The 22,959-nt window shown below is 69.2% G+C and carries 24 protein-coding genes and 2 tRNA genes; 15 read left to right on the plus strand and 11 right to left on the minus strand.

Features of this window, described 5'->3' with window-relative positions:
- Positions 1-225 precede the first annotated feature (225 nt).
- From FG385_RS04185 to FG385_RS04195, 3 genes are all read left to right on the plus strand, one after another.
- Complete coding sequence (locus tag FG385_RS04185; RefSeq protein ID WP_200834293.1) at positions 226-831, plus strand: RNA polymerase sigma factor; 606 nt, start codon at positions 226-228, stop codon at positions 829-831.
- The gene (locus FG385_RS04190) at positions 828-1,304 is read left to right on the plus strand and encodes a carboxypeptidase regulatory-like domain-containing protein (protein ID WP_139095266.1); all 477 of its coding nucleotides are present in this window, start codon (positions 828-830) and stop codon (positions 1,302-1,304) included. Before FG385_RS04185 ends, FG385_RS04190 begins: the two co-directional genes overlap by 4 nt.
- Before the next feature lie 249 nt (positions 1,305-1,553).
- Positions 1,554-3,941, plus strand: coding sequence for a CHAT domain-containing protein (locus FG385_RS04195; protein WP_407645458.1), 2,388 nt, complete (start codon positions 1,554-1,556; stop codon positions 3,939-3,941).
- Here the strand turns inward: FG385_RS04195 and FG385_RS04200 are convergent.
- Positions 3,938-4,387, minus strand: coding sequence for an SRPBCC family protein (locus FG385_RS04200; protein ID WP_139095268.1), 450 nt, complete (start codon positions 4,385-4,387; stop codon positions 3,938-3,940). The genes FG385_RS04195 and FG385_RS04200 overlap by 4 nt on opposite strands.
- A gap of 25 nt (positions 4,388-4,412) precedes the next feature.
- On the opposite strand from FG385_RS04200, the gene FG385_RS04205 reads away from it, so the two are divergent.
- Complete coding sequence (locus FG385_RS04205; protein ID WP_407645451.1) at positions 4,413-4,667, plus strand: antitoxin; 255 nt, start codon at positions 4,413-4,415, stop codon at positions 4,665-4,667.
- Between the two features lie 22 nt (positions 4,668-4,689).
- On the opposite strand, the gene FG385_RS04210 is transcribed toward FG385_RS04205, so the two are convergent.
- Both FG385_RS04210 and FG385_RS04215 read right to left on the minus strand, forming a co-directional pair.
- Positions 4,690-5,643, minus strand: a complete 954-nt coding sequence (locus FG385_RS04210) for a prephenate dehydrogenase (RefSeq protein ID WP_139095549.1) — start codon at positions 5,641-5,643, stop codon at positions 4,690-4,692.
- A gap of 21 nt (positions 5,644-5,664) precedes the next feature.
- Entirely contained in the window at positions 5,665-6,918 is a 1,254-nt protein-coding gene (locus FG385_RS04215; RefSeq protein WP_139095269.1) for a M20 metallopeptidase family protein, read from the minus strand.
- Between the two features lie 48 nt (positions 6,919-6,966).
- On the opposite strand from FG385_RS04215, the gene FG385_RS04220 reads away from it, so the two are divergent.
- The 6 genes from FG385_RS04220 to metK all read left to right on the plus strand — a co-directional run bounded on the left by FG385_RS04220 (position 6,967) and on the right by metK (position 13,076).
- Positions 6,967-7,449, plus strand: a complete 483-nt coding sequence (locus tag FG385_RS04220; protein ID WP_139095270.1) for a tRNA adenosine deaminase-associated protein — start codon at positions 6,967-6,969, stop codon at positions 7,447-7,449.
- A complete protein-coding gene (locus FG385_RS04225) occupies positions 7,449-7,898 on the plus strand; it encodes a nucleoside deaminase (RefSeq protein WP_139095271.1) in 450 nt (149 codons plus the stop codon). The genes FG385_RS04220 and FG385_RS04225 overlap by 1 nt, the downstream gene beginning before the upstream one ends.
- Positions 7,899-7,973: 75 nt before the next feature.
- A tRNA-Ser gene (locus FG385_RS04230) sits at positions 7,974-8,060 on the plus strand.
- 166 nt (positions 8,061-8,226) lie between these two features.
- Positions 8,227-9,270, plus strand: a complete 1,044-nt coding sequence (locus FG385_RS04235; protein WP_139095272.1) for an alcohol dehydrogenase catalytic domain-containing protein — start codon at positions 8,227-8,229, stop codon at positions 9,268-9,270.
- A 170-nt stretch (positions 9,271-9,440) separates the two neighbouring features.
- Entirely contained in the window at positions 9,441-11,816 is a 2,376-nt protein-coding gene (locus FG385_RS04240; RefSeq protein ID WP_235022377.1) for a lamin tail domain-containing protein, read from the plus strand.
- An 84-nt stretch (positions 11,817-11,900) separates the two neighbouring features.
- On the plus strand, positions 11,901-13,076 hold the full coding sequence (gene metK / locus FG385_RS04245) for a methionine adenosyltransferase (protein ID WP_139095273.1): 1,176 nt from the start codon (positions 11,901-11,903) through the stop codon (positions 13,074-13,076).
- Here the strand turns inward: metK and FG385_RS04250 are convergent.
- Genes FG385_RS04250 through FG385_RS04265 form a run of 4 tightly spaced genes read right to left on the minus strand, consistent with a single transcriptional unit; the run spans position 13,073 to position 16,649 of the window.
- Complete coding sequence (locus FG385_RS04250) at positions 13,073-13,432, minus strand: hypothetical protein (protein WP_139095274.1); 360 nt, start codon at positions 13,430-13,432, stop codon at positions 13,073-13,075. The two genes, metK and FG385_RS04250, sit on opposite strands and share 4 nt — an antisense overlap.
- Positions 13,432-16,131, minus strand: a complete 2,700-nt coding sequence (locus FG385_RS04255) for an FtsK/SpoIIIE domain-containing protein (RefSeq protein WP_139095275.1) — start codon at positions 16,129-16,131, stop codon at positions 13,432-13,434. Before FG385_RS04255 ends, FG385_RS04250 begins: the two co-directional genes overlap by 1 nt.
- A gap of 8 nt (positions 16,132-16,139) precedes the next feature.
- Positions 16,140-16,388, minus strand: a complete 249-nt coding sequence (locus FG385_RS04260) for a hypothetical protein (RefSeq protein ID WP_139095276.1) — start codon at positions 16,386-16,388, stop codon at positions 16,140-16,142.
- On the minus strand, positions 16,389-16,649 hold the full coding sequence (locus tag FG385_RS04265) for a hypothetical protein (RefSeq protein ID WP_139095277.1): 261 nt from the start codon (positions 16,647-16,649) through the stop codon (positions 16,389-16,391). It lies immediately after the preceding gene.
- Positions 16,650-16,940: 291 nt separating this feature from the next.
- On the opposite strand from FG385_RS04265, the gene FG385_RS04270 reads away from it, so the two are divergent.
- From FG385_RS04270 to FG385_RS04285, 4 genes are all read left to right on the plus strand, one after another.
- Positions 16,941-17,414, plus strand: coding sequence for a hypothetical protein (locus FG385_RS04270; RefSeq protein WP_139095278.1), 474 nt, complete (start codon positions 16,941-16,943; stop codon positions 17,412-17,414).
- Positions 17,411-17,785, plus strand: a complete 375-nt coding sequence (locus FG385_RS04275; RefSeq protein WP_139095279.1) for a winged helix-turn-helix domain-containing protein — start codon at positions 17,411-17,413, stop codon at positions 17,783-17,785. The genes FG385_RS04270 and FG385_RS04275 overlap by 4 nt, the downstream gene beginning before the upstream one ends.
- 752 nt (positions 17,786-18,537) lie before the next feature.
- Positions 18,538-18,819, plus strand: coding sequence for a type II toxin-antitoxin system Phd/YefM family antitoxin (locus FG385_RS04280; RefSeq protein WP_139095280.1), 282 nt, complete (start codon positions 18,538-18,540; stop codon positions 18,817-18,819).
- Positions 18,816-19,094: a type II toxin-antitoxin system RelE family toxin gene (locus FG385_RS04285; RefSeq protein WP_139095281.1), complete on the plus strand. Its 279-nt coding sequence runs from the start codon at positions 18,816-18,818 to the stop codon at positions 19,092-19,094. Before FG385_RS04280 ends, FG385_RS04285 begins: the two co-directional genes overlap by 4 nt.
- On the opposite strand, the gene FG385_RS04290 is transcribed toward FG385_RS04285, so the two are convergent.
- Together FG385_RS04290 and FG385_RS04295 are read right to left on the minus strand one after the other, a co-directional pair.
- Complete coding sequence (locus FG385_RS04290; protein ID WP_235022378.1) at positions 19,079-19,465, minus strand: formylglycine-generating enzyme family protein; 387 nt, start codon at positions 19,463-19,465, stop codon at positions 19,079-19,081. The two genes, FG385_RS04285 and FG385_RS04290, sit on opposite strands and share 16 nt — an antisense overlap.
- Before the next feature lie 393 nt (positions 19,466-19,858).
- Positions 19,859-19,945, minus strand: a tRNA-Ser gene (locus FG385_RS04295).
- A 169-nt stretch (positions 19,946-20,114) separates the two neighbouring features.
- Here FG385_RS04295 and FG385_RS04300 point away from each other — a divergent pair.
- A complete protein-coding gene (locus FG385_RS04300) occupies positions 20,115-20,375 on the plus strand; it encodes an MFS transporter (protein ID WP_139095282.1) in 261 nt (86 codons plus the stop codon).
- A 323-nt stretch (positions 20,376-20,698) separates the two neighbouring features.
- On the opposite strand, the gene FG385_RS04305 is transcribed toward FG385_RS04300, so the two are convergent.
- Positions 20,699-20,965, minus strand: a complete 267-nt coding sequence (locus tag FG385_RS04305; protein ID WP_235022380.1) for a winged helix-turn-helix domain-containing protein — start codon at positions 20,963-20,965, stop codon at positions 20,699-20,701.
- Between the two features lie 139 nt (positions 20,966-21,104).
- Positions 21,105-22,769: a bifunctional diguanylate cyclase/phosphodiesterase gene (locus FG385_RS04310; protein ID WP_139095283.1), complete on the minus strand. Its 1,665-nt coding sequence runs from the start codon at positions 22,767-22,769 to the stop codon at positions 21,105-21,107.
- Positions 22,770-22,959: the final 190 nt, after the last annotated feature.

The raw sequence follows: 22,959 nt of genomic DNA on the forward strand, positions 1-22,959 counted from the left end.
CAACGGGGGTGTGGTGGCCGAGGGGGGAGGGCCACCGGGTGTAGGGGGGAGCCGGCCGGTGCCCCGGCAGCAGCCGGGCACCGGCCGACGTTATGTGACGGAGGCCACTAGGCCGAAAGAGTGAGGTTTGTATCTGACGGCTGCGAGGTTCCTCTCTAACGGCGAAGGCGGGATACTGCGAGCGTTCGTACGGAGGAGCCACCAGCGAGAATGGGGGCGAATGGGGTGACGGAAGTCCACACCGCCGAGGCGGACCCTCCCTGGGAGGGCCTGCGCGGCCCCGAGCTGTTCGAAGCGTGCCTGCATGCGGCTCGCGAAGGGGACAAACGCGGGCTGGACCGGTTGGTCGCCGACCTGACGCCGCTGGTGTGGAACGTCGCCCGAGGCCAGGGGCTCGACAAGCACACGGCCGAGGACGTCGTGCAGACGGTGTGGCTCGCGCTCCTGAGCCACCTGGAAACGCTGCGGGAGCCCAAGGCGCTCGCGGGCTGGCTCGTGACCACCGCCCGCCACGAGTCGCTACGGGTCAACGGCCGGAAGGCGCCACCGCTCCCGTTGACCGACGAAATGGCCGAGACCGTCCCCAGCACGCTCCCCGCGCCCGAGGCCGAGGCGCTGCGCACGGAACGGGATCGCCGGATCTGGGTGGCCTTCAGCAAGCTTTCGCAGCGGTGCCAGGAACTCCTGCGGCTCACGGTGCTCGCCGGTCGCGCGGAGTACCGGGTTGTCGCCGAGGCATTGCATATGCCGCGGGGCAGTATCGGGCCCAATCGAGGCCGCTGCCTGAAAACGATGCGCGAACTGCTGGACATCGAAGGGGGCAGCGCATGAACGAGATCCAGACGCCGGGGGGCGAGCAGGACAGCGACGCAGCGTTGCTATCCGAACTCGGCCGCGTGCTGGCCACCTACGATCCACCGCCCGGCGACCTGGTCGAACGGGTGCAGTTCGCGATGGAACTGGAAAACCTCGACGTGGAGGTCGCGCGCTGGGAACGAGCGGGTCTCGCCGGTGTCCGCAGCAGCGTCGACCAGGGCACGATCACCTTCACCGTGAGTGATCTGACGGTGATGATCAACCTGACCAGAATCGGCCGGCTGCACCGGATCGACGGCTGGCTGGTGCCCGCCGGTGAGCACGGCGTCGAGGTGCGCGTCGCGGGGCACGGTTCGTCCAGCACGGTCTCGGACGACGGTGGCCGGTTCGTGCTGGAAAGCGTGCCGCGCGGGACCACCCAGATTGTCATCTCGGTCGGCGGCGAGGGTAGCCGACGCACCGTGGTGACCCCCGCTGTCGTGCTGTGAACTCACCGGCTGTATGCCCCCGCCGCACGGTGTGTTCAGATAGTTCGTGTGGCCGGACCTCGCGAACTCCAGCGCGTTCTCGCGCGCGGCGCCCAGCTGCACACCAGGGCCGCTGACGCGTCGGGAAACCTGCACAACGTCGAGGCCGTCCGCCTCCTGAATCGCGCGCTCAGACTGCTGGACTCCCTCGGTGCCCGCACCGAACCCGACTGGGTGCTGCTGCGCGCGCGGGTCCTCGTCAGCCTGGCCATGGCGGAAGCCGAGGTCGGTTCGGCGTCCGTCGGCCTGGCCCATCTCGACGACGCCGCCACGCTGCCGGCGTTGCTACCGGAAGATTTCGCGCCCGACAGGCTCGGCGCGGTCATCGAAGCGCAGCGGGCGCTCGTGCTGTGCCGGATCGGCCGGTTCGCCGAAGCGCTCGAGGGGTTCAACGCGATGATCCCGGTACTCGAGCGTGATCCGGAGCAGAACGCGCTTCCGTTGTCGCGCAATCTGATGAACCGCGCACTGGTCCAGATGAGCCTCAACCGGCCGGATGACGCGCTTTCCGATCTGCGCCGCTGCATAGATCTGGCCGAGCGGCACGGGCTGAGGAGGATAGAAGGCAAGGCGCGGCACAACTTCGGTGACCAGTCGCAGCTCGTCGGTGACATTCCCGCGGCCCTGCGGTACTACGAGCAGGCCGCGCGCATCTACGAGGCGGAGAGCCCGGGCTGGCTGCCGCGGCTCCGCCTGGACCAGGGGCGCGCCCTGCTGGCCGCCGGGCTCGCCGAGGAAGCGGCCCGCCAGCTGGACGAGGCGTTGCCGGAGCTGCGCCGGAACCGGGTGATCCAGGATGTCGCCGAGGCCGAGGTGGCGCGTGCCGCCGCCGCGATCCTCGAGCGCGACTTCCCGCTCGCGCGGCGGCTGGCGAGTGAGGCGCGCCGGCGGTTTCTCCGCCGTGGCAACGAAAGGTGGGCCGAGGTCGCCGCGCTGGCCAAACTGCGCGCGAACGCGACCGAAGCGCTGGAGGGGCAGCGGCGACCACCGGAACGGCTGCTGACGGAGTTGGTCGGGCATGCCGCGCGCCTCGCGGAGCTCGGGCTGCGTGACGAGGCGGCGGTGGCCCGGCTGCTCGCGGTCCGGCTGCACCTGCGGCGCGGGGCGGTCGGTGCGGCCGGGGACCTGCTCGCCCGGATCCCCAGACCACGCCAGACCACCCCGATCGACCATGTGATGCTGCATCGCCTGTGCCGGGCGGAACTCGCGGCGGTCCGGCGGAATTCGCGGACGGCGCTCGCGCAGGCGCGCGCCGGGTTCGCCGAGCTGAGCCGCGTCCGGGACCGGATGGGCGGGCTGGATCTGGTGTGTGGTACGGCCGTGCACGGCCAGGAACTGGGCCGCCTCGCGGTCGGGCTGGTGCTGGACCGGGCCCGCGGAGATGCCGGGGCCAGAAGGGTTTTCGCCTGGCAGGAGCGCACGCGGGCGCAGGTGTACCGGTACGAGCCGTTGCCGGAGATCGCCGATCCGGTGCTGGCACGGCTGATCACCGAGATGCGGCATGTGCAGCGCATCGCCCAGCAGAACCGGCTCGAGGGCAAACCGGTGTCCACTTTGGAGCAACGGTATGGCCGGCTGCAGCGCGAGGCGGGCCGGCTGGGCTGGTACACGAGCCCGTGGGGCAGGCCCCGGCCGGTCGCCACCCCGGACGAGGTGGCGGCGGCCCTCGGTGACCGCGTGCTCGTGAGCCTCACCGGATACGGTGACCGGCTATCGGCGATCGTCGTGCGCGACGGCCGGTTCCGGGTGGTGACGCTCGGGCCGCTCGAAGAGACCGTCGAGATCACCAGGCAGCTGCATGCCGACCTCAACGTGCTCGCCCCCGATCACCTGCCGGCCTCGCTGGTCGACGCGGTGACCCACTCGGGCGAGAAGCGTGCGCGACTGCTCGATCGGTTGCTGGTGCACCCGCTCGCGGAGGCGATCGGGGACCGGGAGCTGGTGATCGTGCCGTTCGGCCCGCTGTATGCCTTGCCCTGGGCGGCTTTGCCGTCGCTGCGCGGGCGCCCGCTGTCCGTCGCCCCGTCGGCGACGGCGTGGCGCAGCGCGGCCGTGCGAGTCGCGCCGGAGCCGGTGGTGCTCGTCGGCGGGCCTGGCGTGCCCGGGGCGATCGGCGAGGTGCGTGAGCTGCGCTCGGTGTACCCGCAGGCCCGGCTGGTGGACGGCCCGAGCGCGACGAGCGGGGCCGTATTGTCCGCATTGGACGGTTCGGGCCTCGCGCATCTGGTGGCACACGGGGCACACGAGCCGGCGAACGCGTTGTTTTCACGGCTGGATCTCGTCGACGGCCCCCTGTTCGCGCACGAGACCGCACGGTTGCGGCAACCGCCGGAGCGGGTCGTGCTCGCGGCGTGCGAGCTGGCGATGAGCCATGTCCGGCCAGGTGAGGAGGCGCTGGGCTTCGCGGGCGCGCTGCTCGCGAGCGGCTCGCGCACGATCGTGGGCGCGATCGCCCGCGTGGGCGACCGCGCCGCCGCCGAAACGATGACCGACCTGCATCGCCGCCTGGCGAAGGGCATCTCACCGGCACTGGCACTGGCGGAGGCGACCGCGGCGGACCCGCTGCGGCGGCCGTTCCTGTGCCTGGGCGCCGGCTAGTCCCTTGTGGACCGTTCCGCGGCGCGGACCAGCTGGGCCGAGATGACCAGCAGCGCCCCTCGCAGGAACTCACGCATGAGCGGTCCGGTTCCCGGGATCCGTTCGGTGAAGGATCCCCGCCAGCGCAGGTCGGTGCCGCCCGCGGCGTTGGGGGTGAAGATCACCTCACCGCGGTAGTCGTTCACCGGCGCCCGGCGGGCGAAGGTGTAGACGTGACGCCGGTCCTGCTCGTATTCGAGGGTCTCCTCGTGCATGATCACGGGGAACAGCCCGACGCGGCGGATCGCGCCGACGCCGCCGACCGGATCGGCCCATCGCTCCCAGCCGGATCGCAGTGGTTTCGCCCAGTCGGACCAGCGGCCGCCGTCGGTCTCGAGGCGGAACAGGGCGGCCGGCGGCGCGGTACTGGCGCGGTTGATCTCGAAGGAGAACGTTCTGGGTGCCATGTGCCGCCCTTCTCGCGGTGCGCCGGTGTCCGATTCGGTGTTCGATGGTGTCATGGGCATCAACTTCGACGAGATCAAGAAAAAGGCACAGGACGCGCTGGGTCAAAACGCCGAGAAGATCGAGCACGGGATCGACAAGGCGAGCGGCTTCGCGAAGTCCAGGTTCGGCCGGCACGCCGGCAAGATCGACGACGTCAGCAGCAAGGCCAAGGACTTCCTCCGCAAGAACCAGGGCGGCGAAGAGCCAGGCCCGGACGGTCCCGGCCCCGCGCAGCAGTAGGCACCGTTCCCGGCTGGACGCCTCAGGCCACCTCGCCGATCGCGGTTTCGTCGGCGATCGCCGTGATGCGGCCGCCGCGTTCGCCCAGGGCGCGCAGGCCCTCGCGGGCGTCCGGGGCGGCAAGGTCCACGCGGACCCCCGCCGGCGTCAGCTCACGCGCCTGCGCAAGCGCTTGCGCCCCCTTGTGACCTGCGTTGATCGTGGCCGCCAGTCCGCCGGTCGACGCGAGCGAACCGCGCATCGCGCCCAGACGGCCGAGCGCGTCGTCGAGCACCGGCAGCAGCGCCTCGCGGTTGCCCTCCGTCATCGCCCGCACCAGCTCCGGGCGGGTACTCGCCACCCGGGTGCCGTCGGTGTACGAGCCGGCGGCCAGCGCCATCGGCACCGGCCCGCCCTCCGAGCCGATCGTCGCGAGCACCGCCGCCAGCAGGTGCGGCAGGTGTGAGATCCGGGCGACCGCCTCGTCATGTGTCTTCGCCGTGAGCGGTATGACGTGCGCGCCGACGTCCAGCGCGAGCCGCGCCACCTCCGCCCAGGCCGCCAGATCGGTGTCCTCCTCGACGCAGGCGACCCAGGCCGCGCCGCCGAACAGCGCGGCGTTGCCGGCCCGCCAGCCGGACTCGGCGGTGCCCGCCATCGGGTGCCCGCCGACGAACCGTGTCCCGGGCGCGATCGACCGTACCGACGCCAGTACGGAGGACTTCACGCTCGTGACATCGGTCAGCAGGCAGTTCGGCGCGCAGGACCCGACCTGGCGCAGGACCCCGTCGATCGCCGTGAGCGGCACGGCGAGCACGACGAGAGCGTCCTGGCCGGCCGCCCTCCGCAAGGCGGCTTCGACGTCCGTCGACGCGTCGAAGCCCTCGGCACCGGCCGCCGCGGCGTCGGCTTCCGAGGCCGTCGCGGCCCACACCTCACGCCCGACCGCGGAGGCCGCGCGTAGCAGTGAGCCGCCGATCAACCCCAGCCCGATCACGCATACGTCTCGCACGGGGCGTCATCCTGCCAGTGTGTGGCGCGGCGCGCGCAACGCGTCTAGGGCGTACGCCGCGTACATCGCGACACCAGCCGGGAAAGCGCTTTCGTCGTGCAGCGCGCGGTTCGAGTGGTTGGGCGCGGCCTCGTCCGGATCAGTACCGGGCGGGCACGCGCCCAGGAACGCGAAAGCGCCGGGTACCCGTTGCAGCACATAGGAAAAGTCCTCGCCGCCCATCAGCGGTGCCGGCATCGGGACGGAATGCTCGGCGCCCAGCACCTCGCGCCCGAGCGCCAGCACCCGGTTCGCCTCGACCGGATCGTTGGCGGTCACCGGGTAGCCGGGTTCGAGATCGACCTGGACACGGCAGCCGTGCGCCGCGCCGACCGCCTCGCACACCTTCGGCAGCTCCTCGCGCACGAGCGCGCGGCTGTGCTCGGACAGCGTCCGGAAGGTGCCTTCGAGCTCGGCGGTCTCGGGGATGATGTTGGTCGTCGTGCCGGCCGCGATCCGGGTCACCGAGAGCACGGCCGGGTCGAACACGCTGACCCGTCGCGTGATCATCGTCTGCAGCGCGCCGACCATCGCCGCCGCGGCCGGGATGGGATCGATCGTGTGGTGCGGCGCGGAACCGTGCCCACCCTTGCCGATCACGCGCACGAAGAAGTTGTCCGTGGACGCCATCATTGGACCGGGCCTGGTCTGCAGCTGCCCGGAGGCGATGTTCGTCGAAATGTGCAGGCCGAAGGCTCGCTGGACGCGCTCGCCAGCGGCGTCGAGCACACCCTCGTGGATCATGTGCCGCGCGCCGTGGAATCCCTCCTCACCGGGCTGGAACATGAACACGACCGAACCGGCGAGCTCCTCGACATGCGCGGTGAGGAGCCGCGCGGCCGAGGCGAGCATCGCGACATGCGTGTCGTGACCGCAGGCGTGCATCGTGCCCGGTTCGAGTGACGCGAACTCGAGGCCGGTGTCCTCCTGCAGCGGCAGGGCGTCCATGTCACCACGCAGCAGCACCGAGGGCCCCGGCTGCGCGCCGCGGAGGACCGCGGTGAGTGAGGTCGTCGACTTGCCGGGCCGCACCTCCAGCGGCAGATCGTCGAGCGCGTCGCGGATCGTCGCCTGCGTGCGGGGCAGGTCGAGGCCGCGCTCGGGGTGGCGGTGGATCTCCCGGCGGAGCTCGACGGTGGTCGGCTGCAGGGCCCGCGCTTCGGCGAGCAACCCGGCGAAGCGGGCGTCGGGCAGGGAGGGCAGCTCGGTGGGTCCGGTCATATCACGATGGTGACCCATAGTCGCGGGGAGCGGGTATACGGTGTGCGCATGTCGGTGAAGGAGCCGGTGGCCGGGTTCGCCGTGGCCGTCGTCAGGGAAGACGGCAAGTGGCGGTGCAGCGCGCTGGAAGCCGGGGCGCTGGCCAATCTGGATGCCGCGATCACGGCACTGGGGAAGCTACGTTCGACGGGAGCGGTGTTCGCGCTGCTGGCGGTCGACGACGAGTTCTTCGTGATCGTCCGGCCGAGCCCGCGCGGGCCGTCCCTGCTGCTGTCGGACGCGGCGGCGGCGCTGGACTACGACATCGCCGCGGACGTGCTCGACGTGTTGCGCGCCGACGCGCCCGACGAGGACGACGATTCGATCTACTCCGAAGGCGATCTGGAGATTCTTGCGGACGTGGGGCTGCCCGGGCCCGAGCTCGAGGTGATCGCCGGCGAGGTGGACCTGTATCCGGACGAGCAGCTCCAGATGATCGCGCAGCGCTGCGGGTTCGCCGACGAGTTCGGCTCGCTGCTCGACGACATGTGATGGACTCCGACCTGGTTCGCACCGCGATCGAGGCGGCCAGGAAGGCCGGTTCGGACGTACCGGTCGGCGCGGCCGTCTTCGGCCCGGACGGTCAGCTGCTCGCGTCGGCGCACAACGCGCGTGAGGAGCTCGGCGACCCGACGGCGCACGCGGAGATCCTCGCCCTGCGCGAGGCGGCGCGCGTACACGGCGACGGCTGGCGGCTCGAAGGCTGCACGCTGGCGGTCACTGTCGAACCGTGCACGATGTGCGCCGGAGCGCTGGTGTTGGCGCGCGTGGCGCGGGTGGTGTTCGGCGCGTGGGAGCCGCGGACGGGCGCGGTCGGATCGCTGTGGGACGTGGTGCGCGACCGGCGGCTCAACCACCGGCCAGAAGTGGTGGGCGGTGTGCTCGAAGCCGAGTGCGCCGCCCTGCTCGACGCGTTCTTCGACACTCGCCGGTCCGTGTGATCGGCTGCCCGGCGGCGCTTCGGTACGCGCTCCCCTCGATGAAGCCGGCGAAGGCCGTGCAGTACCCTAGTCGGCGGTAGCGTGTCCGAGCGGCCGAAGGAGCACGACTCGAAATCGTGTGACGGTTGATCCCGTCCGTGGGTTCAAATCCCACCGCTACCGCTGTCGATGCAGAGTGCCCGTCCCCGTAGTCGCGGGGACGGGCACTGTGTTGTTCGGCGTTTCGGTTTCTCCGATCGCGGCAACGTCTCACTTTGAGACAGCCTGCCCCTCGGTTCGTCAGTAGCGTCGACGTGGTCGGGACAGCGACGATCAAGGAGGATTGGCGATGAAAGCCCTTGTCTACCACGGTCCTGGGGAAAAGGTGTGGGAAGACGTACCCGACGCGACCGTCCAGGAACCCACGGACGTGGTGGTCCGGGTCGACACGACGACGATCTGCGGGACCGACCTGCACATCCTGCAAGGTGACGTGGCCGCGGTGACCGACGGCCGCATCCTTGGCCACGAGGCTGTCGGCACAGTCACCGAGGTCGGCGACGCGGTACGCGGGTTCCACGTCGGCGATCGCGTGCTGGTCCCGGCGATCACGAAATGCGGCCGCTGCGCCTACTGCCAGCGGGGAATGCCATCGCACTGCCAGACCGTCGGCGGGATCGGCTGGATCTTCGGGCACCTCATCGACGGCACACAAGCCGAGTTCGTCCGTGTGCCGTATGCAGATACGTCGCTGTACTCGGTGCCCGACGACGTCACCAACGAGCAGGCCATCTTCCTCGCGGACTCGCTGCCAACCGGGTATGAGGTCGGCGTGCTGGCCGGAAACGTCCGGCCAGGCGACACGGTCGCCGTCGTCGGCGCCGGCGCGGTGGGCCTGGCGGCGATCCTGACGACCGGGCTGTGGGGCGCGTCGAAGGTGATCGCCATCGACAGCAACAAGTTCCGCCTGACGAAGGCACTGGAGTTCGGCGCAACCGACGCCGTCGAGGTCGGTCCCGACGTCGTGGCTGATGTCATCGCCCTCACCGACGGGCTCGGCGTCGAGGTCGCCATCGAGGCGGTCGGCTACCCGCAGACACTGCGAACCGCGGCGTCCCTCGTGCGCCCGGGCGGGACGATCGCGAATATCGGCGTGCACGGTGCGCCCGTCGAGCTTCCGATGCAGGACATGTGGATTCAGAACATCGCGCTCACGATGGGGCTGGTCGACACCGTTTCCATTCCGACCCTGCTGAAAATGGTGGCGAGCGGGCGAATTCCGGCGGAGAAGATGGGCACGCACTCGTTCACGTTCGACCAGATCGACGATGCGTACGACGTGTTCAAGAACGCCGCCGCGAACGAGGCACTCAAGGTCGTCATTACACCTTGACCGGTGTGGTGGCACTCCGGCGTCGCGGGCGCAACCGACCAAAGTCGGGCCTTTCCGCGGCGCTGACCTGCTAGAACGCAACCGTTACCTGTTGTTACTGCCAGCTCTTCCCCGGTCTCACCGGTTCGAGGGACGATGCCTCGACTGATCGAGACTGAGGGGGACTGAGAGTGACTTCGAGACTGGGCGCGCTCGCCTTCGTGGCCGCCGCCGGGATCGTCGTCGCCGGAGCCCCCGTAGCCCTCGCCGCGCCCAGCGCCGACGCGCTCATCGGTGAGGTCTACGGCGGTGGCGGCAACTCCGGCGCCACGCTGACGAGCGATTTCGTCGAGTTGACCAACGTCGGCGGCGCCGCGGTGAGCCTCGACGGCTGGAGCGTGCAGTACCTGCCCGCCTCGCCGAGCGCCACCAGCAAGTGGCAGGTCACGCCGCTCACCGGCAGCGTCGCTCCGGGCGCGCGGTACCTCGTTGCGGAGTCCACCGGATCGGGTGGCTCTGTCGCGTTACCGACTCCCGATGCCACGGGCGGTATCGCGATGGCGGCCGGCGCCGGGACCGTCGCGCTCGTCCACTCCACCACCGCGCTGACCTGCATCACCACGGCCGACTGTGCCGCCGACCCGTCGATCCACGACCTCGTCGGCTACGGCGCCGCGACCGTCCGCGAGACGGATCCGGCCCCCGCCGCGAGCAACACCGCCTCCGTGTCGCGCACCGGCGCCGACACCGACGACAACGCCGCCGACTTCACCGCCGGTAACCCGACGCCCACCAACACCAAGGGCGAGACCGCGGGCGGCGGCACCCCGCCGGTCGCCGCGAAGGTCCACGACATCCAGGGCGCGACCCGGATCTCGCCGCTCAACGGCGAGAAGGTCACGGGCGTAACCGGGACCGTCACCGCGATCCGCTCGTTCGGCTCGCGCGGCTTCTGGTTCACCGATCCGCACCCGGACGGCGACCCGCGCACCAGCGAAGGGCTCTTCGTCTACACAGGATCCACCACCCCGGCTGTCGCGCCCGGCGACGACGTCACCGTCACCGGCACCGTCGCCGAGTACTACCCGGACAACCCGGCCACCTCGGTCTACCAGTCCACCACTGAGCTTACGAGTGCACAGTGGACCGTCGAGTCGAGTGGGAATCCAGTCCCCGCACCGACGGTGATCACGCCGAACACCGTGCCCGACAGCCTGGCCCCGCAGCCGGGCGGCGACGTCGAGAGCCTCCCGCTGGAACCGGCGAAGTATTCGCTCGACTTCTGGGAAGCGCACGAGGGCGAGACCGTCAGCGTCAGCGATGCTCGCGTCGTCGGCCCGACCACCGAGTACAGCGAGTTGTACTTGACGACGAAGCCGGGCCAGCACCCGACTCGCCGCGGCGGCACTGTCTACCCGGGATACGGCGAGCCCAATACCGGCGTGCTGAAGGTCGAATCGCTGATTCCCTTCTCACAGCGGCCTTTCCCGGTGGTGAACACCGGTGACGAGCTGACCGGCCTCACGTCCGGACCGATCGAGTACGACCGGTACGGCGGCTACACGCTGCAAGCCAACGTCCTCGGCGGTGTCCAAAGTGGCGGGATCACCAAGGAGGTCACCCGCAAGCAGTCGCCGGGTGAGCTCGCCGTGGCTACCTACAACGTCGAAAACCTGTCCGCTGTGGACGGCCAGGAGAAGTTCGACCAGCTGGCCCACGGCATCGTCGACAACCTGTCCTCTCCGGACATCGTGACCCTGGAAGAGATCCAGGACAACAACGGGGCGGACGGGAACGGTGACGGCCTCGTCGCGGCGGACCAGACGCTGAAGAGGTTCACCGACGCCATCGCCGCCGCCGGCGGACCGCGCTACCAATGGCGTGAAATCGACCCCGAGGAAGGCAAGGACGGCGGCCAGCCGGGCGGGAACATCCGGGTCGGTTTCCTGTTCAACCCGGCCAGGGTGTCCTTTGTGGATCGATCGGGCGGCGACGCGACGACCCCGGTGTCGGTGGTGAAGCAGCACCACCAGGTACACCTGTCCGTCTCGCCTGGCCGGATCGACCCGGCGAACACGGCGTGGGAGGACAGCCGGAAGCCGCTGGCGGGTGAGTTCGTCTTCCGCGGGCGCACGGTGTTCGTGATCGCGAACCACTTCAACTCGAAGGGCGGCGACCAGCCCACGCACGGCCGCTATCAGCCGCCTACGCGTAGTTCCGAACTCCAGCGGGGAGAGCAGGCGCAGGTCGTGCGTGGGTTCGTGGACCAGTTGCTGACCGGCGACCCCCACGCCAACGTGATCGTCGCCGGTGACCTCAACGACTACCAGTTCTCCCCGGCGCTGGGAACGCTCACCGCGGGCGGGAAGCTGACGGACCTGATCGGCACACTCCCGGTCAGCGAGCGGTACAGCTACGTCTACGAGGGCAGTTCGCAGGTGCTCGACCACATCCTCACCGCGCAGCGCCCGCGCGGGATGGACTACGACGTCGTGCACATCAACGCCGAATTCGCAACGCAAGCGTCCGATCACGATCCGCAGATCGTCCGCTTCCGGCCCTACTGAACCGGATGCCGCGCCGTGTTGTAACAGCTTCGCGCCTCAGCCGATCCCTGAACGAATGCACCAGCGTTTCGAGGAGACGGCACTGTGACGGCAAACCGGCGATTGTTCACCAGCGAGTCGGTGACCGAGGGGCACCCCGACAAGATGTGCGACGCGATCAGCGACACGATCCTGGACGCCCTGCTCGCGGCGGATCCGCGGGCACGCGTGGCGGTCGAGGCGTTGATCACCACCGGGCAGGTCCACGTCGCCGGTGAGGTGACGACGGAGGCATATGTGGATGTTCCGGCCCTGGTGCGGGAGAAGATCCTCGACATCGGGTACGACTCCTCGGCCAAGGGCTTCGACGGCCACTCGTGCGGTGTGAACGTCGCGATCGGCGCGCAGTCGCCCGACATCGCGCAGGGCGTCTCGCGCACGGACACCGCCGACGAGATCGACCGGCAGGGCGCGGGTGACCAGGGCCTGATGTTCGGTTACGCCTGTTCGGACACGCCCGAGCTGATGCCGTTGCCGATCGCGCTGGCCCACCGGCTTTCCCGGCGGCTGACCGAGGTGCGCAAGAACGGCACGGTGCCGTACCTGCGACCGGACGGCAAGACGCAGGTGACCATCGAGTACGCCGGTGACCGGCCGATTCGCCTCGACACGGTGGTGATCTCCAGCCAGCACGCCGAGGGTATCGATCTGGACACGATGCTTGCCCGCGATCTGCGCGAGCACGTGATCGCCCCGGAGACGGCTTCGCTGGGGCTGGCCGCCGAGGACCCGAAGGTGCTGGTCAACCCGACCGGACGGTTCGTGGTGGGCGGGCCGATGGGGGACGCGGGCCTGACCGGCCGGAAGATCATCGTGGACACCTACGGCGGGATGGCCCGCCACGGTGGCGGCGCCTTCTCGGGCAAGGATCCGTCCAAAGTAGACCGCTCGGCGGCCTACGCGATGCGGTGGGTGGCGAAGAACGTGGTCGCGGCGGGGCTCGCGGACCGGGCGGAGATCCAGGTGGCGTACGCGATCGGCAAGGCCGCTCCGGTGGGCCTGTTCGTCGAGACGTTCGGCACCGAGCACGTCGCCCCGGCCCGCATCCAGACGGCGATCTCCGAGGTGTTCGACCTGCGCCCGGCCGCGATCATCCGTGACCTGGACCTGCTGCGCCCCATCTACGCGCAAACGGCTTCATACGGGCATTTCGGCCGCAGCGATCTGGCTCTGCCCTGGGAGCGCACGGATCGGGCGGGCGCGCTGAAGGATGTGGCCTAGCGGCGGGCACGCCAGCCCAGCGACAGCACCGAATCGACCAGTTCCTGGTAGATCGGCTTGAGCTCGTTGAGGTACCGGTCCAGCCACGCGCCGCGCGCGTTGGCGGCCGGTGCCGGGCCGTCGGCGACTTCGAGCCACGGCAGGCGCGAGACGTTGTCCTCCGCCATGCGCCACCAGTTGTGCGCGACCTGCGCCGTGCGCTGCTCGCGGTGGGCCGCCTCGGCGACGGCTTGCTCGGCGGCCGCGATCTCGGTCTCCAGTTCCTGCGCGCGCCGCACCTCCCAGGCGCGCAGTTCCTCGGCCGCCTGCCCGGCGAGCCCGACGATCTCCTTGTAGTGCATGGCCGCGGATTCCATCAGTACTCCGGACGGTCGAACGGGATCATCACTTCCGGCGAGACATGCGTGCTGCGGTCGAAGAACAAGGCGCGTCCCGGCCGCGGCGACCAGTGCACGACCTGCCCGGCCGCGAACTGGCTCAGCTCGCTGCCCTGCACGTCGAGCGCGGCCCACGCGCCGATGTCGTCGGTGCCGCCGAAGCCGAGGGTGTCCTTGAGCCGTGCCGTGCTGCGCCACCAGCCGAGCGTGTGCACGTTCTTCGTCGGCCCCTGCTTGAGGACGGCGCGAAAATGATCCAGCCCGCTCTTGAGTTCGCCAGGCTTCTTCGCTTCCAGCAACGGCAACGCCGCGTCGACGCCGTAGAGCAGCAGGATCCGTGTCCGCTCGGACGGTTCCTCGACGAGCTTGAGCATGCGCGCACCAAGCTCTTCTTCGTGCAACGGTTCGACGAGGTGTCCCTCGGCCTTCAGCGTCTGCACGAGATGCTCCACCGGCGGCCGGCACCGGTCGATCAGGCACGACACCAGGAACTCGACCTCATGGGGCTGGTACTGCCGGGCGAGCGACTTCGCCGCGGTGTCCATGATGGACAGTGCCTCGGCGGCCGCGGTGCCCAGTACGGCGAGGTTCCGGCCCGGCGCGTTGAGCAGGTCCACCGCGCAGGCCTTCTCCTCGACGTCGATCGACTGGCCGAGTAGCGCGCGCGGCCGCCCGCCTGGTGCGAGCGTCGTGAACGCGGGGACGTGCTCGAGTGTCGGTGAGTGCGCGCCGTCGAACAGGCGCGGGCGCTGATGCTCCTCGGCGTAGAGTTCCCACAGTTTCCGTTGCAGAGACGAGAAAATGTCCCGGCTACTCGCGTCCGGCACGTGCGCCAGCTGGTTCCCGTGCGCGACGCCCGAATCGTGGTTGACCACTGCGTGCCACTTCGGCGCGGCCACCGCGGCGTTGTTCGTCTCGGCCAGCACGCGCCGCGCCTTCGGCATCGCGATCCGCAGCGTGCACTGCTCGAATACCGCGGGTTTGCCCCAGAACGCGTCGATCCCGGCGATGTCCTGGCTCGCCAGGATCAGGTGGATGCCCTGCGCGCGGCCGCGGCGGGCGATGTCCTCCAGCAGCGCGGTCGCCTGGTTGGTGACCGTGTCGCGGCCGGCGAACAAGTACTGGAACTCGTCGATCACGGCGACGATCCGCGGCCAGCTCCCGCCGGGATCCTGCCGGCGCAACTCGGCCAGGTCCGTGACCTCGTGCTCCTTCGCCGCGGCCGAACGCCGCCGTAGCTCGTCGGCGAGGAACCGCAGCAGCGCGAGCCCGAATTCGCGGTCGGTGTTGACGTTGACCCCGATGAGCCGGGCATGCGGCAGCCAGCTCGCGTCACGCCGGCCGGGCGCGAGGCCCGCGAAGGACACGCCTTCCTTGAAGTCCAGCAGGTACAGGGCCAGCTCATCCGGCGGGTAGCGGGCGGCGAGGCTGCCGATCAGCGCGTACAGGAAGTTCGTCTTGCCGGATCCGCTCGGGCCGCCGATCAGCGCGTGCGGGGAGCCGTCACCGATGACCACCTCGACCGGGTCACCCTCGAAGAACCCGACGGGCGCGCGCAGTTCGCGGGCGGAGCTTTCCTCGCCCAGCCCGGCCGGGAGCAGATCGGCGAAGGACCGCGGACCGCCCTGCTTGGCGATGACCGCGTCCGCGAGTCGGCTGGCCGCCCCGCTGACCTCGGCGCCCGGGATCGGCGGGTCGAGGTCGACGACGATGTCCGGCCCGGTCATGCTGGTCACCGCGTGCTGCTCGTCGGCGAAGCGGATGTTCTCGACCCCGCCGCCGAGCATGGTCGGCAGGTCCACGCCGATCAGCGAGATGCCGGCCGCGAGCGCGCCGCCGGCGATGCGCTTGAGCTCGCGGAGCTGTTCACGCGTCCAGTCCTCGCCGTTGCCGAAGAACACGGCGATGCGCCACGGCTCGATGCGCTGGCCGAGCGCTTCGCGCATGGTGCGCAGGGAATGATGGCCGGCCTGCATGGTCTGGGCGTGGGTGCGGCGGATGTACCCGGCGAGCTCGTCGAGCAGGTCGTCGAGGCGGGCTGGGTCGTAGACGGTGACCGCGCTGGTGCGGCTGAGCGGGTACAGGTTGGGCAGGACGGCCGTGAGCTGGCCGACGTCCCACAGGTGCACGCGGACCGCCCCGGGTTCCATGCTGCTCAGCACGCGCAGCAGCAGCCCTTCGACCAGCGATTCCGCCGCCGGGCGGGTCTTCGGCGCGGTGGTGATCGCCAGGTGGGACTCGTCCAGCAGCGGCACGGTGACCGGGAACGGCCCCGTCGAGTCCACAGTGGACGAGCCGATGCGCCAGAGCGGCGGGACGGTGAGCTTTTCCTTGCCGACTCGCCCGAGCCAGTCACTCGGGGGGCGGCCGGCGGGGCCGGGCGCGGTCTCGGCGACGAGCTGGCGCAGGCGGCCCGGGACGGTGGCGGCCTCGGCGTAGAAGGCGGCTTGCACCGTGTTCAGCTGCTCGCGGACGCTCGCGAGCGCCGGATGCCGCAGGTCCTCGCCGGTCGCCTTGCCGATCCCGGCCTGGACGAGGCGCTGCTCAAGTCGGAGCCGCTCCAGCTCGGCCTCGGCGGATTCGCGGGCGGACCGCGCCGCACCGAGCACGAGGCCGAGCTGTTGACGCATCGTGTTCAGCGCGGTCAGCACCCGGCCGCGCTGTTCACTGGACTTCATGAACTTCATCAGAGGCTTGCCTGGTAGCCGCTCACCAGCTCGTCGGCCGCCGCGAGGCGGTCGGCGTCCTGGTGAAGGCGTGCCTCGGCGAGAGCGAGTTGGGGCGGTAGCCACGGCTCCGCCTGTTCGAAGGCCGTGACGATCGTTTCGCGTGCCTCATCCAGCAGCTCCACCGCACGATTGGTGTGTCCGGTTGCCTCCGCCAGTTTCGCACGGAAAGCACCCAGTTGCGCGTGGAGCTCGCCCAGCGAATACATCTACAGCCGAGCGGAGTAGGACTCGGCCGAGGAAACCGCGGCCTCGATCGTGCTCTGTTGACCCGTTATGCCCTGGACGGCTTCCGCGAGTAAGCCATGTGCCTGAGTCACCTCGGGCTGGGTGCTACCGGCTGTTACCTGTCCCAGGATCTGCTGAGCCTCCTCGAGTGCCTGGGCGGCCTGTTGCAGGGCGGCGACACTGGCATTGCACTTCTCGTTCGCCATCGCGATCCCTGCACGGATCTCTTCGACTCCGGCCATCGGCGCGGGTTCTCCTCGGTTCTGTCGAGCTGCGTGGCCGCCGTTGGTGGCGACCCCCATAAAACTATCGGTAGCTGCCCGCCTTGATCGCACTAGGCTGTTCGAGTGATGCATCGCTGGTCACGCCGCTGCTTCGGGTGAATTCTTGACCTATGAGTGTCGCTATCGCGGTCCGGAGTCCCGACGGCGATTTCCAGACCGGCTCGCTGGGCCTGGCCTATCTCGGATCGGTGGCGTAGCAACTCCCCTTCAAGTACTTTCCATAGTAGAAAGTACTTGAAGTGGAGTGGCATGGCGATGAGAGACGACATGAAGAACCCGGCGATGCTGGAGTTGCTGCGTGCCCAACGGGCGCAGTTGGCCGGCCGCCTGGAGACGCCGTGGTGGTACGTCGCGGCCATGGCGTTCGCGTGGGCCGTGGCCTTTGCGATGCCGATCGGATCCCACTACCTCACCGGTGCGGGCATCGGGGGCAGCCTGCTCGTCATCGTGGTGTTCCTGCTGGCGCAATACGCTCTGGCCCGGGTCAGCGGTGTGAATGTGGGCATAGTGACCTGGCGGTACCCGTCTGGCCGAGCCTGGACGATCGCCATAGTGATGGTGATCTTCGCGGCAGACGCGGGGGAAACGCTCTTGCTCGAGCACAGGCTGCTCGCGGCTGCGATAGTGGTCGGCGGGCTCGCTACCGTGGTGGGAACGTGCTGCTGGCAGGGCCATCTGCGGGGCATCCGACGGGACCTGCAGACCGGCCGGGGGGCGAGATGACCGGCAAGGGCACGCCGGCCGCCCGGCTGGATCCGGTCATCCACCCGATCACCCGGCTGTCGATCTGCGGCCTGCTGGCCAGCGGCGCGGACTGGGTCGAGTTCGCCGCGCTGCGCGACGCCGCGGGGATCAGTGACTCGGTGCTGTCGAAGCACTCGCGGCTCCTGGAAGACGCCGGCTACGTCGAAGTCAGGAAAGGGGCGGTCGGCCGCCGGCCGCGGACCTGGTTCCGGCTGACCCCGAACGGGCGCGAAGCGTTCCAGGCTCACGTTGCCTGGCTCCAGCAAGCCGCCCGGGTGCGCCCCGGAGACGCGGCCGAGAACACGGCACCAGCCGCGAGCGCCGCCCACGCGGCGAACGAACTTGGTTGACGCGTCGCGGACGCTCACCGAACCGGACACGGCCCCTGATCGGCTCGCCAACTGCGCCGCGAAGTGACCTTCATGAGGTTTTGGCAATTGCTCCGCCCAAGCAGCACAAGGCCGTGGTCGGCAAGGTACCCACACGGCGACGCAGATGTCGTAGACGCCGTTCCGACGCCGGTTGGTCGCCGTCCCCGGGGTTGATGGCGGCGAACACCGTGCCTGGCTCGCGGTTTTACTGCAAGCCAAATCGCAACCGCAACAGCAGAACGCCGGGCACCCGGTGCGGGCATGCCCGGCGTTCCGCTTCGGGTTGTTCAGGCGCGTGCAGACCCGCGCTGACCTGCGGATACGGCGGATAGCTGCAACGCTGGAGGAAATCCGGCCGGGAGCGAACTGCAACGGAAACCGCCACGGCCACTCGCACGTGATCTGGGCCAACTGCAACCTGAACCGCAACGCTTGAAAGGCCCTGTGCCGGTTCCCGGTAGGCACCCACGCCAACCGCCTTCCACCAGTAGCTCAGCGACCGTACGAGACAGCGTTTTTCGGCTCGTTCCCGGCCCTGAGGTCAGCGCTACCGGCGAGTGACACGACCTGGCCCCGCTTGGGCTCCCAGCGACTCAACCCGTCACATGCGCTGTGACGGGCCAGGAATGGCCTGAGCTGCGCATACGTTGGAGCGCGCCGCCGTGACGGGTGGACGCCGCACCCGTCACGTGCCCTGTCAGGGACCGCGCCGACGCGGTATCCTGAGAAGCGTGAGCGAACCAGCAGGCACCGTCCGCGCCGAGGACAACCCGTCCCTGGCTGAGGTTGCGCGCCGTGCCGAACACGGCGAGACCATCTCGGTCATCGCCCACGGCGAGCACGTGGCCGACGTAGTGCCGTCCGGCGAGCTGGACCGGCTACGCGAGACCATCGAAGTACTGGCAGACCCCGACGCCCGCCGTGCGCTGGAGGACACCGAACCCGTGGTCATCGGCCGCGACGCTATCAACGCACTGATTGCCGAACGCATCGAGCGCGAACGGCAACCGTGACAGCTGAGCCCTACGAGATCAACCTGACCCGCACGGCCCGCCGCGCCCTCGCCGAACAGTTACCGATCGATGTTATGGCCGTCTCCGACTTCCTGAACGGCCCGCTCGCCGAGAATCCGCACCGCGTCGGCAAGGAGCTGGACGCGCCATTCCACGGCGTACATTCCGCGCGCGTCATGCGGGAATGGCGTCTTCGCTACGTGATCGACGACGAAAAACGAGCGGTCACCATTCGCGATATCCGGCATCGCCGCGACGCCTACAAGCCGCGCTGACCCTTGAGCAGACTCGCCAAGCTTTCGACTGGAGTAGCGCACCGAAAACCTGTTTCGTCATCGCACATGGTCGCTGCCGCATCGTTGAACGACGACGGGGTTGCACGGTCGAAGGGGCTTGTCCAGGCGCCGCCCTTCGATTCGTGGCGGCCGTGACGTGTCTCCGTCGCGCACCATTCCCAGACGTTTCCGCACATGTGGTAAACCCCGTACGGACTGACACCGCTTTGATAGCGGTCGCCCGGAGTGGTTGCGCCGACTCCATTTTCGCGGACATTGCATTTTGCGGGAGTTGGCTGGTCTCCGCAGGGGTAGACAGCGCCTCGCGTACCGCGTGCTGACTTCTCCCATTGTTGCCCGCTCGGCAGCACTTTACCGGCCTATTCCGCGTAGGTGTTCGTGTCGTTTCAGGTCACGAAAATGACGGGGTGGTTGGCGAACGGCAGCAACTGTGCTGGTCGTGCTCAAGGTGCCGTTGCCTGCGGTCATGGAGTTGATGGGCTGGTCCGACGCGAGCATCGCGAAGAGGTGCATAAACGTCACGGACGAACTGGTGAGAGCCGTCGCGGAAGAAGTCGGCGGGCACATCAGCTTGCTGAGTCGCTTCCGGAGGGACTCGCCAGGCCGTTCCGGGCGCTGTTGGGCGAGGACGACGACGGCTCGGCCGGTGTCCCGATACCGGCCTGAGTAGGGCAACTGCAACGGAGAGGCGAAACGCCGGGCACCCGCTGGCGGGGTCACCCGGCGTTTCGCCTGGTCAAGCGCGGAGGATACGGGATTCGAACCCGTGAGGGCTGTAACACCCAACACGATTTCCAATCGTGCGCCTTAGGCCGCTCGGCCAATCCTCCGTCGAAGAGCGTACACGGGCCGTGGCGGGAAGCCCGACACGGGGGAAGGCGTGGTTAGGCCGGCTGACCGCCAGCGAACTGCACTGGGTGATCAACTCGTACGCGACGGCGCTTGCCATATTTCTCATGCTTGCCGGGTCGATATCAGACCGTTGGGACGAGCGCCGCGATGCTGGTCGCGGCCCGTTCGGTGCAGGGCATCGGCGGAGCGACGCTCCTTGCGATCGGGCCGGCGCTGCTGAGCGAGGTCCTTCAGGGAAGGCAGCGAAGTTTCGCGCTGGCGGTCTTCGGCTCGGTGGCAGGTTTCGCCATGGCTTTCGGGCCGATGTTCGGGGGGATGTTGATCAGCGTCCGCGGATGGCGCCTCATATTTCTGGTCAACGTGCCCGGTTGCCCGCATCCATCGGCTGGGCCGGTGGTGCGCTCATGATCGTGGTGCTGAGTTCGTTTGTCGCTTTGGCAATGCAGCCCGGGAATCCGGCCGGAGGTGCCCGGCTACGACTGTCTGACGTGGTCAAGGTGGGCGCATAGCCTCAGCGGGCACATCAAGTTCGAGATCGACGTGGTCGCTTACGCGGGAGCGTGAGCAGGTGCGGCTCGCGACGGTCGGATTGTCGCACGAGGCCATTACCTCGTTCCTGGAAAGGCGAATTCCTGGTTACGTTGGCGGTAGTGCCGTTCCCGAGCTGGTGGCCGATCAGCTCGGCGGGGCGTGGCAGCGCGATCGCTCCGTTCGTGTCGTCTTGAACGCCGCTATTTCTCATCCTCCCGCTTATACCGGTCGGCGATGTACGTTCCTTTCGACCTGATTGTCACCACCAGTCCCCGGTAGCGAAGCAGGCGCGTGGCGTGCCGCGCGGTGCCCAGCGAGACACCGTATTCCTGCGCCAGCCTGCGTTCCGAGGGCAGGGGCGTATTCGGGGCCAGTTCGCCGGCCTCGATCCGGGCGGCGAGGTGCTCGGCCATCATTTCGTAGACGTAGCCCGGAGTATCGCCGGGATCGAACTTGGGAACGACCACGTGGCGACCTTAGAACCACCTTGAACGGCGATAGTGTCGTGGGCGCGCCCGCCTGCGTTAGGGCGCGACAAAGCGCAGGCGGATCCGGTCGGACGGGAATTCCCCCCAAAAATCTGGCCGCGTCACTCTACCGAGTAGCTCAGCGTCTTGGTGCGGGCCGCCCGCGGAGGATCTCGACGCGTTCCGAACCGGGCCAGCCGTTGACCCAGCTCGAACCGATCACCTGCTTCGCCGATTTCTTCAGCGGCGCCAGCAACCGGGAAACCTCGCGATAGGACTTCGCCATCGTGCCGGTGCATACGACGGTCGCCAACGAAACCGTGACCGGCATCCCGTCGACGGCCCACGGCGCGTCGAGCAGGGTGTCGGCCACCGTGGTCACTTCGTCGATATCGCAAGCGATCAGGAAATCGTCGCCGCCGACGTGGCTGACCGTGACACTGCGCAGTTTCACGCTGAGATCGGACAGCGCGCGCCCGAGCGCGCGGATCAGATCGTCGCCCGCGGCGAAACCTGCGGTGTCGTTGACGCGCTTGAACGAGTCGATGTCGAGCCACGCCACGACGGTCGGGTGCCCGCCGACGAGCCGCCGGTCCACTTCGCGGGCGACCGCGTCGCTGCCCGGCAGCCTAGTGAGCGGATTGAGCGCCGCGGCCTCTTCGATCTTCATTTCGGCGACTTCGCGGATGAGCTCGTGCACGAGGACGACGCCGAGACAGCGTCCCTGGCCGTCGATCACCACCACGTCGTCGCCGGTACGGTCCAGTTCGGCGTCCGTGACCAGATCGAGCAGTTCGAGCGCGCCCGCGCCGGTGCGGATCGTGCGCGGCGCGTCGGCGAGGCGGGCCGCGGGCCTGTTCGCATGCAAGGCGTGCCCGAACGGGCCGGTCAGATCGAGCAGGAAACGCGCGCGGTCGATCGACCATACGGGCCGCTCGCCGGGGTCCAGCCCGATGATCCCGGTCGGCGCGTCCTGGTCGAGCAGCACGTTGCGGACCTGGTCGCAGGTCGCGTCCGCGGGCAGCGTCGCGGGAGCGTGCAGGAAGTCGTCGACGCGCGGGCTGGCCGCCGACATCCGGACCGGCCCGGGGTCGACGGTGGTCAGGCCCGTCGTCGGGACCCCGTCCTCCCGCGCGGGGGCGAACAGGTTGCCCTGCACGATGCGGACGCCGAGCTGCCGCACGGTCGCCAGCTGGTCCTCGGTTTCGATACCGGTCGCGACGAGGCGGATGCCGGTGCGGTCCGCGAAATGGCAGAGGGCTTCGACGAGCGCGGCGGTAGGCTGATCGTCGGGGAGCCGGTACAGCGTCGTGCGGTCGAGCTTGATCAGATCGGGACGGGCGTCGGCGAGCAGGTTGAGCGGGACGTCACCGTGGCCGAGGTTGTCGAAGGCGATGCGGAAGCCGAGTTCGGCGAACCGGGCGGCGCCGGCGAGCAGGGCCTTGGCCGGTACGCCGTGGAACGGCGAGCCGATCTCGAGGACGATTTCGCGGGCCCGCCTGCCGGTGGCCGTCAGCGTCTCCAGCAGCGAATCGAGTACCAGCTGCGGGGCGGCGGCGGACGCGGCGGTGAGGTTCAGGTGGAGTGGGAGCAGGGTCTCGTAGGACGACTCCTCGACCACGGCGCGCGCGGCGAGCGCGGCGTCCACCTTGACAAGGCGCCCCTTCCGCATCGCGTACCGGAGCAGCTCCTGGACTTTCCCGGAGGCGGGCCGGGCAAGTGCCTCGACGCCGACGATGCCGCCCGTGTGCAGGCTGTACAGCGGCTGGAAAGCGAAGCTGACCTGCTCGACCGCGACTTCCACAACTCAGATCTTCGCCCTTCGGGAGAAGGTTTCGGAGCAATCGTGGCTCGATAGTTACATGTGAATCACGCTCGAATAAAGATTGTGGCGCAGATCACTTTACGGTGCGGTGAATGGTCGGGATGCAATTCCAATAGGACGGGATTGGCCTCTACCGGCAGCGTTGCCGGGCCGCCACCCTGGGGAGGTT

The organism is Amycolatopsis alkalitolerans, from assembly GCF_006152065.1.
In the GTDB taxonomy this organism is placed as follows: domain Bacteria; phylum Actinomycetota; class Actinomycetes; order Mycobacteriales; family Pseudonocardiaceae; genus Amycolatopsis_E; species Amycolatopsis_E alkalitolerans.